General features: G+C 53.1%; 9 protein-coding genes, 2 tRNA genes, 1 rRNA gene and 2 pseudogenes. 9 read left to right on the top strand and 5 right to left on the bottom strand.

What is annotated here, in order from left to right:
• A pseudogene (locus APY94_RS12985) lies at positions 1 to 727 on the top strand (putative PEP-binding protein); the annotation flags it as partial.
• Positions 728 to 769: 42 nt separating this feature from the next.
• Here APY94_RS12985 and APY94_RS09650 read toward each other — a convergent pair.
• On the bottom strand, positions 770 to 2,818 hold the full coding sequence (locus APY94_RS09650) for an AAA family ATPase (protein ID WP_058939430.1): 2,049 nt from the start codon (positions 2,816 to 2,818) through the stop codon (positions 770 to 772).
• A 123-nt stretch (positions 2,819 to 2,941) separates the two neighbouring features.
• Between APY94_RS09650 and APY94_RS09645 the strand changes: the two genes are divergently transcribed.
• From APY94_RS09645 to APY94_RS09635, 3 genes and pseudogenes are all read left to right on the top strand, one after another.
• Positions 2,942 to 4,345: an MATE family efflux transporter gene (locus tag APY94_RS09645; protein WP_058939429.1), complete on the top strand. Its 1,404-nt coding sequence runs from the start codon at positions 2,942 to 2,944 to the stop codon at positions 4,343 to 4,345.
• A 415-nt stretch (positions 4,346 to 4,760) separates the two neighbouring features.
• The gene (locus tag APY94_RS09640) at positions 4,761 to 5,552 is read left to right on the top strand and encodes a DUF2334 domain-containing protein (RefSeq protein WP_245610454.1); all 792 of its coding nucleotides are present in this window, start codon (positions 4,761 to 4,763) and stop codon (positions 5,550 to 5,552) included.
• Between the two features lie 39 nt (positions 5,553 to 5,591).
• A pseudogene (locus APY94_RS09635) lies at positions 5,592 to 7,069 on the top strand (MATE family efflux transporter).
• 24 nt (positions 7,070 to 7,093) lie between these two features.
• Here APY94_RS09635 and APY94_RS09630 read toward each other — a convergent pair.
• Entirely contained in the window at positions 7,094 to 8,407 is a 1,314-nt protein-coding gene (locus tag APY94_RS09630; RefSeq protein WP_281176033.1) for an RNA-guided endonuclease InsQ/TnpB family protein, read from the bottom strand.
• Positions 8,408 to 8,502: 95 nt separating this feature from the next.
• Between APY94_RS09630 and upp the strand changes: the two genes are divergently transcribed.
• Positions 8,503 to 9,171 carry a uracil phosphoribosyltransferase gene (gene upp, locus APY94_RS09625; protein WP_058939426.1) on the top strand — a complete coding sequence of 223 codons (669 nt, stop codon included), beginning with the start codon at positions 8,503 to 8,505 and terminating at the stop codon, positions 9,169 to 9,171.
• Positions 9,172 to 9,289: 118 nt separating this feature from the next.
• Here the strand turns inward: upp and APY94_RS09620 are convergent.
• The 3 genes from APY94_RS09620 to rrf all read right to left on the bottom strand — a co-directional run bounded on the left by APY94_RS09620 (position 9,290) and on the right by rrf (position 9,930).
• A tRNA-Lys gene (locus APY94_RS09620) sits at positions 9,290 to 9,367 on the bottom strand.
• Positions 9,368 to 9,722: 355 nt separating this feature from the next.
• Positions 9,723 to 9,800: transfer RNA gene (locus APY94_RS09615), tRNA-Asp, on the bottom strand.
• Positions 9,801 to 9,808: 8 nt separating this feature from the next.
• Positions 9,809 to 9,930 (bottom strand): 5S ribosomal RNA (rrf, locus tag APY94_RS09610).
• Between the two features lie 239 nt (positions 9,931 to 10,169).
• Here rrf and scpB point away from each other — a divergent pair.
• From scpB to APY94_RS09590, 4 genes are all read left to right on the top strand, one after another.
• On the top strand, positions 10,170 to 10,817 hold the full coding sequence (scpB, locus tag APY94_RS09605) for an SMC-Scp complex subunit ScpB (RefSeq protein WP_058939425.1): 648 nt from the start codon (positions 10,170 to 10,172) through the stop codon (positions 10,815 to 10,817).
• A 134-nt stretch (positions 10,818 to 10,951) separates the two neighbouring features.
• Complete coding sequence (locus tag APY94_RS09600) at positions 10,952 to 12,025, top strand: OB-fold nucleic acid binding domain-containing protein (RefSeq protein ID WP_058939424.1); 1,074 nt, start codon at positions 10,952 to 10,954, stop codon at positions 12,023 to 12,025.
• Position 12,026: 1 nt separating this feature from the next.
• Positions 12,027 to 12,404 carry a replication factor A complex, RPA14 subunit gene (locus APY94_RS09595; RefSeq protein WP_014012656.1) on the top strand — a complete coding sequence of 126 codons (378 nt, stop codon included), beginning with the start codon at positions 12,027 to 12,029 and terminating at the stop codon, positions 12,402 to 12,404.
• Positions 12,401 to 13,210, top strand: a complete 810-nt coding sequence (locus APY94_RS09590) for an OB-fold nucleic acid binding domain-containing protein (protein ID WP_058939423.1) — start codon at positions 12,401 to 12,403, stop codon at positions 13,208 to 13,210. The genes APY94_RS09595 and APY94_RS09590 overlap by 4 nt, the downstream gene beginning before the upstream one ends.
• Positions 13,211 to 13,300 lie beyond the last annotated feature (90 nt).

The following is a 13,300-nucleotide window of genomic DNA, read 5'->3' as shown; positions in this document are numbered from 1 at the left end:
TCGTCGAGGGCATAAGGACCGTCGTTGAGGCCTTCTACCCGAGGCGCGTCTGGTACAGGACCCTCGACGCCCCGACCAACGAGTTCCGCGAGCTTCCGGGCGGAGAGGAGGAGCCGGACGAGAGGAACCCGATGCTCGGATGGCGCGGAATCAGGCGCGGTCTCGACCAGCCGGAGCTCCTCAGGGCCGAGTTCAAGGCCATCAAGAGGCTCGTCGACGAGGGCTACGACAACATCGGCGTCATGCTCCCGCTCGTCAGCCACCCGGAGCAGGTCAGGAAGGCCAAGGAGATCGCCCTTGAGGTCGGCCTCGTTCCGCACAAGGACGTCGAGTGGGGCGTCATGATCGAGACCCCTGCCAGCGCCTCATCATCGAGGACCTCATCAAGGAGGGCCTTGACTTCGTCAGCTTCGGTACCAACGACCTCACCCAGTACACCCTCGCCATCGACAGGGACAACGAGCGCGTCTTCAAGCTCTACGACGAGAAGCACCCGGCCGTTCTCAAGCTCATCGAGAACGTCATCAAGACCTGCAAGAAGTACGGCGTCGAGACCAGCATCTGCGGCCAGGCCGGCAGCGACCCGAGGATGGTCAAGCTCCTCGTCAGGCTCGGCATCGACAGCGTCAGCGCCAACCCAGATGCAGTCGAGCTTGTCAGGAAGACCGTCGCCAGGGAAGAGGCCAGGCTCAGGCTCGAGGCCGCCAGGAAGGCCCTCCGCGAGTGAAGCCTTCTTCCCTTTTCTCTTCGTTTCTACCATAAAGAGATACTAAAGAGAAGCAATAAACCTCCTAATGAATTCCTGAAGATCATCAAGTTTCTCTTGTGCCTCTTCTGGGGAAATTGTCTTGGCAATTTTCCACGCACGTTCTGCTTTTCCACCAGAGACCTTAATAGGGAACAATGCACCTAAATAATCGGTCCAGTCACGGTAACCCTTTGAATAGAACACCACCCCTGGATGGGCCGTGTAAAATTCTTTTAAAGTCGTGATAACAGTATCTTCATCACATACAATGCGGTAGGGTATTTTCAAGTTTCCAAACAAGCTAACGAACTGTAAGATCTCTGTTTTTCCATTACAAAGTACTAACTCAAGATTGTAGTCCTCCAATGGATACCCAAGTTTAGGAATAATTTCCAAAAGACTCAAATACTCTGAAACCCCTTCTGTTAAAATGACTCCACTTGCAAATAGGGTTCTGGTATGTTGATCTCCACGTAGAATCTTCGTTTCTTTCATATCAAGATGTTGCTTAACATCCACACCCCTTGTATGCCTATCAGTTCTATAAAAACGATAAACTTTTCCTGGTGCATCTGGTCTAAGTGCATCTCCCACAAGATAGGGGGAATGAGTTATCATTAGAACCTGATTACCTGTCGAAACTGCCTTAAGCCTTTGAGCAAGATTTCTCTGATAGACAGGATGCAAATGTAACGCGGGCTCATCAAGTAGAATGACCTTTTCTCGATTTCCGTGGATCACTGTGAGAAGATTTAAGATTTCAAAAATTCCTGATGCTGCCCTCAGGATACTATATTGTCTCATGTTTTCCACGATTATAATCTCTGGTGCACTATCTGGCGTCTTCACAACATCAAAGGATATCTTCGAATCCGATTGAAACACTTGTTCAAACTGCTCTTTTATGCTTTGATATTTTTGTCGTACTCCAAGATCAGGAGAGTTTTTAAGATAGAAGAGATAGCTAGCTAACTCAGATCCATTTCCATTATACTTCTCAACGAACTCCACAGAGTTTGGTTGGGGGTAGCTCCTAACTTCCGAGAATTTGATTATGGCATTATAGAAAAGCCTTAGTATTAGCCAGTGAAATCTCAGCATTTGACGAGAAAAATCTAAATCTGCCTGTTTAAATACCTTAGCAGCCAATGCTTTTTTGGGTTCTCTGATATCTTCTTTTTGGAATGTGGGCATTATAAGACCCTCTGACTTAGCAAGAAACAAGAGGAATATTTCAAAGGGTACTACACATGAGGTATCAAAAAGGCATTTAAGTATATACGGAACCCCTGTGTTTCGGACAAAGTCAGTATACTGAGTTTCAATAGCCTTTTCAATACTGGGAACTCCCCGAGACTCAATGTGAAGAGATTTGTCACAGGACACCCTCAGATCATCAGGATGTACTGCAAACAGAACCTCCACTGGTCCCTGTAAGAGATAATCTTTAAGGATCTTATGATGTTTACTAGCCTCCTTAGTTATGTTTACCCTGGAGAGAAAAACATTAACAGAATCAGGATTAATGGTATATGATGTAAAAAAGCTTATTTCGGGGAGGGCATCATATTCCCCAGAATATTGCCAAACAAAGACGCCAGAACTCAAAAATTCGGGGAGAGTGTTGATAAAGTGCTTAATACTCTTAACGAATAGCTCATTAACTCTCTGATTTAAAATTAGCTTATCATAGTGTCTTTCTGGACCATTATATTCTGGCAGAACATCATTGAGTTTAAAGGTGCTCTGAGCTATCCCCCTGTCCAACTCACTAAGGTACCTGTCAAAATAGCACTCAAAAAATTCCCGTATAGCCTTTTTCTCACCATCATCAAATTCCACCCAAATCTTAATTTCTGCCTGCTCATTGGTTGGATCATGTAGATACTCCCGAATATCTTTAGCTTTTAACTTGTTGTCAATGATATCCATCAGAAATTGAATTACTCGAAAAAGGTTAGTTTTCCCTGCATTATTTGGGCCGACTATGACATTGAAATTCTTATCAAGTTCAAGTTCAAACTCATCATATGAGAACAGATTTTTAATGTAAATCCCGGTAATCCTCATTTACGAGACCACCCAAAGTACTACTTAGCCTAGGAATTTAAGCCTTTTGGTTTTGAGAAGCAAAATAGCTGGCTCTTTTATCCACCATAAGCCTTTTATACACACGTTTCGATAGCCATCTCAATGAGGCGTGAAGTGGAGGCAATGCGAGAGCAGATTATCAGCGGACCCATAGCCAAGACTCTCATCGTGCTAGCCTATCCTCTAATCGTAAACCAGCTCGTTCAGGTTCTGTACAACCTCACCGACACATACTGGCTGGGCAAGCTTGGAAGGGAGGAGCTTGCCGCCCCGGGAACGGCGTGGCCGCTGGTATGGTTTTTCATGGCCATAGGAATGGGGTTTGCAACCGCCGGCTTCGCCTTCGTCAGCCAGTACGTCGGGGCCAGAGAGTACGACAAGGCCAACCGCGCGGCGGGAGCACTCTACTCCCTCATGATGCTCTTCGCGATTGGAGTTGGGATATTCGGCGTCATCTCCGCCCCGTATCTCCTCGAGTTCATGAACGTGAGCGATACCGTCTATCCCTACGCACTCAACTACACCCGCGTCATCTTCGCTGGAATACCCTTCGCCTTCACACTCTTCGCCTTCAACTTCCTCCTGAGGGCTATAGGCGACACCAAAACACCGGTCAAGATAAACATAGCCACCGTGCTTCTTAACTTGGTCCTAGACCCCTTCCTAATATTCGGCTGGGGGCCGTTTCCGGAGCTTGGAGTCGTCGGTGCTGCCGTAGCCACGATGTTCTCCAACAGCCTCGGCTCGCTCGTTGGCGGATACCTGCTCTTCAAGGGAAAGGTGGGAATACACCTAACAATAGAGGGCCTGAAGCCGGATTGGGAGTTCTACAAGCGCATCTTCCGCGTAGGCATACCCTCGAGCATAGGCTCGTCCACCACCGCCCTCGGCTTCGTCATCCTCACCAGGATAATCTTCACCCTGGGCGGCCAGTTCGGAGACGCCGACGTGGCCTTTGCGACCTACTCCATAACCAACAGGCTCACCAACTTCATGTTCGCCTTCTCGGACGGAATAAGCATGGCCATGGGTACGATGGTCGGCCAGACCGTTGGGGCAAAGCTCTACGAGAGGGCCAAAACCATAGCTGAGAAGACAATGGCGATAAACTTTGCCATCCTGAGCGTTGGGACGCTCCTCTTCGCCATCTTCCGCGTCGAGATATTCAGCTTCTTCATCAAGGACCCGGCGATAATAGCGGAGAGCGCGAAGGTCGTCAAGTACTTCTCCGCATCGCTACCCTTCTTTGGCATATTCTCGGCGGTAAACAACGTCTTCCAGAGCTCCGGCCACACCAAGAAGAGCATGGTGCTAAGCATGCTCCGCCTCTGGGGGCTGAGGCTTCCCCTCAGCTACGGCCTTGGAATCCTCGTGAAGGACACCGCCGGAATGTGGCTGGGAATGGGCCTGAGCAACGTTCTCGGCGCGGTTGTTGCTCTCGCCTGGTTCCTGACCGGGAGCTGGATGAGCCGCATCATAGAGGAGGGGCACTCCCAGAGACGCTGACCTCCTCTCCGCCTGGCCGAGGTTCGGCTTAACCCCTCGCCAGTGACGGGGAGGTTTTCGGGCTCTCATCCACCTACTCCCGTCGCCGGTTTCGGTTCAGCCCGAGGGCTCGGCCTTGAACCCGTTACCCCTACCGCCAGACCGGATTGGGGTTATCGCTTAAGGCCACTCATCAGGTTTCAAACCGCTCGAAAGCGGTTTTTGAAAGGACGCTTTACGGCGTCTTCCTCCCGAGGACGGGAGGACACGCTGAAACCCTCTTTGAGTGGCCCCTCCGAGACCTTACTACACCTTGAAGTTTAAAGGGGTTTCGACTGTTGGAAGGCTGGATTACCGATTACGGCACCCCCCTAAAGGGCAAGGCTTTCAAAGAAAAAAGTAAACCTTTTATCATTCAGATGCAGAGCATTATCAGGTGAACCCCTTGGGAACCAGGCGCCTCACCCTCATGCTCATAATCCTGGCCGTTCTGACGGTCGTAGCCGGGAGCGTCACTCATCACGCCCCGTACACTCCCCCACCGGACGAAGAGGGACAGAAAACCCTCAACGAGCGGCCATTAATCCTCGTCCACGACGTTACCCCGTATTACTTCGATGACCTCAGGCAGATTATAGCGGTTCTCGATGAGTACAACTACTCCAACAGGACCGTTCTTTTCGTGATTCCGGTCTTTGACACCACCCACTACGGGGACGAGTGGAGCCTCCGGAACCACCCCGATTTTGTGAACTATCTCCACGAACTCCAGCGGAGGGGCTACCGGGTGGAGCTCCACGGCTACGAGCACACCTACCACGAGTTCAACTGCTCCTACGAGACGGCAAACGAGAAGCTTGACAATGCCACCGCCCTAATGAATTCCCTCGGGTTCGGCAACCTCACCCTTTTCCTCCCGCCCGCGTGGGCGCTCAACAACGAATCCCTCCGGGCCATTCTGGAGCACAACCTCACCGTTGTCATGCCCAACTGGCTCATACTTCCCAACGGAACCCGGCAGAGGATATGGAACCGTGAGTACACGTGGTACATAGGCGAGAACCAGGTGGATGACAGACTGTCCGTCGCTCTCCATGACTACAGGAAAGCATCTGAGGATGGGATTCCCTTCTATCTCTCGGTTCATCCGGGAGTGGTCAACCGGGGGGGCGGGCTTGACTTCCTGAGGGCGTTTTTGAGGACAATCTGCGGCCAGAAAAAATCATAAACCTTTTATAGCAGCGTTTCGATTGCGGTCTGAGTGAAGATGAAGGGTGAGAAAATCCAGAGAATGAGGGACCAGATACTGAACGGCCCGATAGAGAAAACCCTCCTCATCCTCGCGGGACCGCTCATAGTAAACAACCTGGTTCAGGTGGTGTACAACATAACGGACACCTTCTGGCTGGGTAAACTCGGGAGGGAGGCGCTCTCAGCCCCGGGAACGGTCTGGCCGATAATAGGAACGCTGATGGCCCTTGGGTTGGGCTTCACAACGGCGGGCTTCGCCTTCGTGGGGCAGTACATAGGCGCTGAGGAGTACGAAAAGGCAAACCGCTCCGCGGGGGCGCTCTACTCACTCATGACGTTCTTCTCGGTCGCGACGGCCGTGACAGCTCTCCTGATCCTCCCATACGCCCTCCACTTTATGCGCGTGAGCGAGAACGTGTACCCCTACTCCCTGACCTACGCCACCATAGTTTTCCTTGGACTGCCGTTCTCCTTCGCGTTCATGGCCTTTGGTGCCTCATGAGGGCCGCGGGCGACACAAAGACGCCCGTCAAGATAACGCTCCTCACCGTGCTGATAAACATAATCCTGGACCCCCTATTCATCTTCGGCTGGCTGGGCTTTCCGGAGCTCGGCGTGGCGGGGGCGGCGCTGGCGACCGTTATAGCCAACGTCGTGGGAGCGGCTATTGGACTCTACCTCCTCTTCACAGACCGCGTTGGGATAAGCCTGAGGGTTGAGAGCCTCAAGCCAGACTTTGAATTTTACGGAAAGCTCTTTCGGATCGGCCTCCCATCGAGTATAGGCCAGTCCGCAAACAGCTTTGGATTCGTGATACTCACGAGAATCATCTTCGGCTTCGGCGACGTTACCTACGCGGCCTACACCATAACCACCCGCCTCGTGAACTTCCTGACGGGCATATCTAGGGGTATAAGCATGGCGATGGGAACCATGATAGCCCAGAACGTCGGGGCGGAGAACTACGGGAGGGCAAAGAAGATAGCGGAGAGGACGATGGTCATAAACTTCGCGATAGCCAGCCTTGCCATAGCCGTCATCGGACTCTTCCGCGTCGAGGTGTTCCGCTTCTTCCTGAACGATCCGGCGGTCATCAGGGAGAGCGAGGTGGTTCTCAAGTACTTCCTGATTTCCGTGCCCTTCTTCAACGGCATCTTCATAGTCGTGAACAGAACCTTCAGCTCCGCAGGCCATACCAAGAAGAGCATGGCCCTTGGAATATTCCGTCTCTGGGGACTGAGGATTCCCCTCAGCTACGCCTTCGGCTACGTTCCAGCCCTGGCTTTCTCCGTAATGGTACCGATTGTCCACTGGATCATCTCCGTTAGAATTCCCCTCGCGGAGCTCTTCGACTTCACGAGCAAGGGTGTGTTCTTCGGCATGGGAATGAGCAACTTCATAGCGGCGATAGTGGCCCTTGCCTGGTTCCTGAGGGGGAGCTGGATGAGGCGGATAATCGGGGAAGAGTCAAAAACAGATGCATCGATGGACTGATTTGTCATGCGGAAGGCTAGTGAACTACCCCGCCCTTACGGACGGGGTTTCGTGAGGAGTGAGACCACCCCAAGGTAGCCCCACCCTCACAGGCCGGTTCACACGGCCACTACCGGCTATCGCCCGAACGGGCGAATCGCCGGCTACCTTCCTCAAAATATTCAACGCCCCATTCACGTCGGCGTTAATTAAAGTCCCAGTCGAGGACTGAAACAAACCCCTCCTAACCCGCCTCCCGAGGTATTCCTCCTTTTTCTCAATCGGCTCCAAAGCGAGGGCGTCAGCCTTACTCGTGTAGGCCTCATCAACCTCAACGTAGTTAATCCCGTAACGCTCGCACTTGGCCCTCAACTTTCGCTTAAAAAGGCCGAACGGAATGTACTGGAAATTCTGGTTGTTCTTCCTCCCAAGGTTAGCGTTCTGTTTTATCCCCTTCAATTCGCCAATGACAATGTTGCCAATTCCGTTTTCGAGGCAGTAGTTCACGATGTGGCTTACAGCCTTGTTTATAAAGTCGTTAATCACGTTCCTCCCCTTCCTCAAAAGGTAAGCCATCTTCTTTCCGAACTTTACGCCCTGCTTGTCATATTGACTCTGGAGGCGGGCTCTCTCCTTGTTCCACCACCGGTTGAAGCTCTTCAACCCCCGGCCTTCAATAATGAAGGCCGTCCCGGTGGTGGAAACGCAGGTGGCGAAGTTGTTAACCCCCAAATCGATGGCGAGGTATTTTGAGTAGTCCAGCTCCCTCTTCTCGGGTTCGACCTCGTAAACGTACTCGATTTCGAACCATAACGCGTTGTATCTCGGCAGGATGCGGACTTCCTTTATCCTGTGGCTCCTGACGTTCTTCGGGAGGATGAATTCGAGGTGCTGAACCCCGTATTTTCTGGCGAAGTTCCTGCCGAGGGACAGGATTATCCTGTCGCCCTTGACTCTGAAGGATTGGTAGGGGAAGATGAGGACGAACTGACCGTCCTTGGGAAGGTATTTCGGTGGCCTTACCGGGCGGTTGTAGTTTCCTTTTTTCCGCTCGTTGAGGACGTGGAAGAAGGAGCGGAAGTTCCTCTCCACGATTTTCATCGTTTGCTGTGCCGCTTGACTCGGCAGGAGTTTGTAAGGCTCACTGTCCTTCACGAGGTGATAAGCTTTGGCATAGGGCAGAAAAGTGCCGTTCAGCTCGTAGTGTTGTTTGACCGTGTAAAGGGTCAGGTTGTAGAGGCTTTTGGATAGGTGGGTTAGTATTCTGAGGATTTTGTAGGTTTTCTTGTCAACCCTGAGGTGGTTCTTTTGGGTGAGGTACGTTGAAGAGCACCTATTATTTTTTAATAGGTTTCGTATTTAAGGCTCTCGGGCTTTCATCCCCTCCCTTTCGGAAGGGGTCTTCCACCCAAAAACAGATAAACCTTCCGCCCCAAGTGGCGAATGGTGGGAACATGAAGAGGGACGAACGCTGGGAAGGTGTTTACTCCTTCGAGGACAGCCCCTTCATCATGGAAATACTGACGGAGCTCAGGGACGAGAGAACCGGACCGATAGCCTTCAGAAAGGGCCTCGTTAAGCTCGGCCGCTACATGGCCTACGAGCTGACGAAGACCATGGAAATCGAGAAGATCCCCATAAAGACCCCGCTCGAAGAAACTGAGGGAACGCTGATAAAGGACAGGCGCAACGTCATCATAATCACGGTCCTCCGCGCGGCGATACCCCTCATGGAGGGCCTCATCAAGGTTCTCGACCACTCCAGGGTCGGCATCGTATCCGCCTCCCGCAGCAAGGCCCCCAAGTTTGAGATAGAGATGAAGTACGTTAAGGTGCCCCAGGTAAAGCCGGACGACACGGTTATCCTAGCCGACCCCATGATAGCGACGGGCTCAACCCTCATCAAGGTTCTCGACGAGGTCAAGAAGTACGGGAATGCCAAGCGCTATGTCATAGTTGGCGTTCTGGCAGCACCGGAGGGGATAAGCAGAATAAAGGAGGCCCACCCGGACGTTGAGATATTCGTAGCGGCGATAGACAGGGAGCTGAACGAGAAGGGCTACATACTCCCAGGCCTCGGCGATGCCGGAGACAGGGCCTTTGGTGCGCCGATCAAGATTTGAATCGCTCTTAATCCTTTTCTTGATTTGGATAACAGCACTCTTTTAGGTATAAATCAAATGAACACAGAAGAACCCTGTAAATGAAGTGATGGCAGAAATGTATTTAATGAATTTGTGCTGGCGGGCCGGACGGGATTCGAACCCGCGGCCACGGGGTTAAAAGCCCCGCGCTCTAACCAGGCTGAGCTACCGGCCCACATCCGATGGGATAACTGCAGAGAGGTTTTATAAGCTTTGCCCTGAAACTTTGCCTGCGCAAAGTTTCATCAAAGTTTGTGATTCCTCTGTAGGATTCACCAGTCAATAAGGATTTTCGTTAAAATCTGCAATTTTGGCTGGATTCACTCTAAGAAGGCAAGCTATCGACAGGTTCGGCTTTTTTAGCGCTCCGAAGGAGCGTGGGTTGAAGTTGAACCCGTCAAAAAGCGCCCTTTTGGCGATAAATCCAAATATACAATCCACCATTAAAACAGAAAAATCCACACGATTGGCCAACCAGAAGGAATCACCAACTTTTGATCAAACTTTTGCAGGGCAAAAGTTTGTTAGAATGGCGCCCGGGTCGGGATTTGAACCCGAGTCACGGGAGTGACAGTCCCGTATGATGGGCCTGGCTACACCACCCGGGCGTGTGAGTGGCCGGCGGCGTCCCCGGTTTCCCGCCCCCTCTCGGAGGGCAGTACCGCCGGGATCGCTGGCGGGCTTAACTTCCGGGGTCGAAACGAGACCGGGTGTGACCCCGCCGCTATGACCGCCGTACCGCTATTGACCTCCAGACTTGGGTTTATAAATTTTACGGTTTAGTCACGGGGCCACCGCAGGATGTTTTTCAACACCACGTACCAGTGATGTTCAGTGAAGGCCCTGCAGATTCCCCCGAACAAATCCCCTTCACAACGGAGGGGCAGATTCAGCCGACACCCATCGTTAAAGGAAGAGTTCAGAAGGTAAACCCTATATACCTCCACACCTAAGATAATGGAACAGGGGTGATAATAATGGGACTGCTCGAAGACAAGGCACTCGTGGAAGCGGCCCTCTTCGTTTCTGGAAGGCCCCTGAGCGTCAAGGAGCTCTCAAGGGCGCTCGGTATAAGGTCACTCGACTACCTAGAAAAGCTCATCGAACTTATAGCCGCGGAGTACGCCGAGAGAAAGAGCGCCATAGAGGTTGTCAAGGTTCTGGGGGACAAGTACGTCATGCAGGTGAAGCAGGAGTACAGCCAGCGTGTCGTCCATCTAATGCCCAGGCCGGACCTCAGGACGGGCGAGCTGAAAACCCTCGCGCTCATAGCCTACCTCCAGCCTATAGAGCAGAGCAAGGTGGTAAAGCTCCGCGGGAGCCAGGCGTACGAGCACATAAGGAAGCTCCTCGAGATGGGTCTCATCTATGCCGAGCCGTACGAGCGGACGAAGCTCCTCGGAACGACGCCAAAGTTCGCCGAGCTCTACGGGTTCCCTGAGAACGACCCCAACATAATCAAGGAAGCCTTCAGGAAGGTGGTTCACGCCGAGTACAGCGACCTCATAGCGAAGCTCGACGGAAGGGGCAATGAAGAGTCCGGGGACTCCGAAGAAAACCCCGGTGAAGCCGCCGAAGTCGGAGAATCCGGCAGTGTCGAAAAGGTTCCTGAGGCCGGGGAGTGATTCCTTGGCCCCCAAGTCCCCCTATTTCTGCCCACGGGAGAAAAACAGGGCCTGTTTCTTGAAAAATCCCTTCAGGAGGGGTTTGGAGAAAGGTTTAAATACCCGAACCCACAATTACCATCAAGGTGAGTGTTATGGGAGTACTGACCAAAGAGCAGATTATCGAGATGATCGAGGGGCAGAAGGGCCTTTCGAGGGATGAAATCGAGGAAAAGATAGCCCAGATAGCAGTCCGTGAGGGCATCTCTGAGCACGCCGCGGCCGTTATGCTGGCCGAGGAGCTCGGGGTCAACCTTGAGGGAAGGGAGGAGCTCCTCCACATAGCCGACCTCGTGCCCGGAATGACCGGCGTTAACGTCGTTGCGAGGATAATGAGGAAGTACCCGCCGAGGGAGTACAAGAAGAGGGACGGCTCAACCGGCCACGTGGCCAACCTCATAATCTACGACTCAACAGGCAAGACGCGGCTCGTTCTCTGGGACAGCCTCGTCGCCAAGTACTACAACGAGCTCAACCCCGGAGATGTCATCAAAATAATCGACCCCAGCGTGAGGGACGGCAGGAACGGTATAGAGCTCCACGCCAACTTCAGGACGAGGATAATCCCGAACCCGGAGGATCCAAGGGCCGAGGAGATACCCCCGCTCGAGGAGGTCAGGAGCTACAACTATCAGAGGAGGAAGATAGGGGACCTCATGGGAGGGGAGAGGTTCGTAGAGGTTCGCGGAACCGTGGCGAAGCTCTACCGCGTGACGGTCTACGACGCCTGCCCGCAGTGCAGGAGGAAGGTGGACTACGACCCGACCACGGAGTCATGGATATGCCCGGAGCACGGCGAGGTGAAGCCCACGAAGATAACCATAGTGGACTTCGGCCTCGACGACTCGACTGGATACATAAGGACAACCCTATTCGGAGACGATGCCGCGGAGCTGATCGGCAGGGACCCTGAAGAGATAGCCGAGAAGCTCAGGGAGCTTGTTGAGAGCGGTTTGACACTCAGGGAAGCTGGAAGAAAGCTCGCGGAGGACGAGTATTACTACCTGCTGGGCAGGGAGATAGTCGTCAGGGGCAACGTCGTGGACGACAAGTTCCTGGGACTCATGCTGAAGGCCTTCGGCTGGGACGAGGTCGATCCGAGGCGCGAGATAGCCCGGGTGAGGGCCGAACTGAAAAAGGCCCTAACGGAGCTTGAGGGTGGTGAGTGAAATGGAGGAAGTCAGGTTCAGGCGTAGAAAGCCCGCCGTCGAGAGGCGGATAAGCGAGATACGCGACGACGATACGAGGATTTCACTCATCGGCAAAGCATTTAAGGTCGATAAGATGGACTACACCTTCTGGCTCGACGACGGAACCGGCGTAATACTCATAGAAAGCGAGGAGAACGTCCTCCCCTCGGAGGGTCAGGTGGTCAGGGTCATAGGGCGCGTGATAAGGAACGAGGAGGAAACCCACATCTACGGCGAGGTCGTGCAGGACTTCAGCGGCGCCGACCTGGACGCCCTTGAGGAGATAAGGGAGCTCGAAAGGAAGGTTCTGCCCAGGGTGGAGGGCATCGTGGAGTTCTTTGGGGGTGAGGAGATATGAAGAAGCGCCTGCCAGCGAGCAGGGTCTACATCAGGGACATCATCGACGGCTACTACGTCAGGAGTGAGGGCGACTTCGAGCCGAACTACCTGATAACCAAGGACGCCAGAAAGGTTTACCGCGTCAAGGTTGTCGCCACGGTTGTCCGCGAGCCGGTGATAAGCGAAGACGAGACCTACGGCAAGCTCCAGATCGACGACGGGACCGGAACGATATGGGTTCTCGGCTTCCGCGACGACACGCGCTTTGTGAGGCTCGTGAAGAAGGGTGACCTCGTGCAGATAATCGGAAAGGTCGGGGAGTGGCGTGAGGATAAGCAGATACTCGTTGAAGGAATAACCAAGGTCGAGCCCAACATGTGGATACTCCACCGCTTCGAGGCCCTCAAAGAGAAGGTTGAGCACGCAAAGAAGGCCCGGATCGCCTTTGAGATATACGACAAGTACGGCATCACCGCGAAGGCAAAGGTCATCGCCAAGAACCGGGGCGTGAGCGAGGAGATGCTGATAACGATAGACGAGCTCTACACCATGATGCTTGAGCAGAGGAGCACGGAGGAAGCTCTGTTTGAAGAGGAGGAAATCATCGAAGCCGAAGAGGCCAAAGAGGAGAACCCTGAGCTCGAGAAAGCTAAGAAAGAAGTCCTCAATCTGCTCCAGGAGAAGGGCAAAGCGCTCTCCCACAAGTTCATCGTCAAGAAGCTCTCCTCCGACTTCGATGAGGAGCTCATCGAGGACGCAATCACCCAGCTCCTCGCGGATGGGGATATATACGAGCCGGAAATAGGCTACTACGAACCCCTCTGACCATTCTCTTTTTAACTCAGAGCACTGGAAATAGGAGTCTGACCTCCTTCCCGCCGTGAGGGGCGAGGGTTCGGCTTAACCCCTCGTTAA

Source organism: Thermococcus celericrescens (assembly GCF_001484195.1).
GTDB lineage: Archaea > Methanobacteriota_B > Thermococci > Thermococcales > Thermococcaceae > Thermococcus > Thermococcus celericrescens.
The sequence above is the reverse complement of the archived record's forward strand: the minus strand, read 5'-3'. Positions and strand labels throughout refer to the sequence as shown.

Coding starts and splice junctions, on each gene's coding strand:
- APY94_RS09650 (WP_058939430.1), bottom strand. CDS start 2,818: ATGAGGATTACCGGGATTTACATTAAAAATCTGTTCTCATATGATGAG.
- APY94_RS09645 (WP_058939429.1), top strand. CDS start 2,942: ATGAGGCGTGAAGTGGAGGCAATGCGAGAGCAGATTATCAGCGGACCC.
- upp (WP_058939426.1), top strand. CDS start 8,503: ATGAAGAGGGACGAACGCTGGGAAGGTGTTTACTCCTTCGAGGACAGC.
- scpB (WP_058939425.1), top strand. CDS start 10,170: ATGGGACTGCTCGAAGACAAGGCACTCGTGGAAGCGGCCCTCTTCGTT.
- APY94_RS09600 (WP_058939424.1), top strand. CDS start 10,952: ATGGGAGTACTGACCAAAGAGCAGATTATCGAGATGATCGAGGGGCAG.
- APY94_RS09595 (WP_014012656.1), top strand. CDS start 12,027: ATGGAGGAAGTCAGGTTCAGGCGTAGAAAGCCCGCCGTCGAGAGGCGG.
- APY94_RS09590 (WP_058939423.1), top strand. CDS start 12,401: ATGAAGAAGCGCCTGCCAGCGAGCAGGGTCTACATCAGGGACATCATC.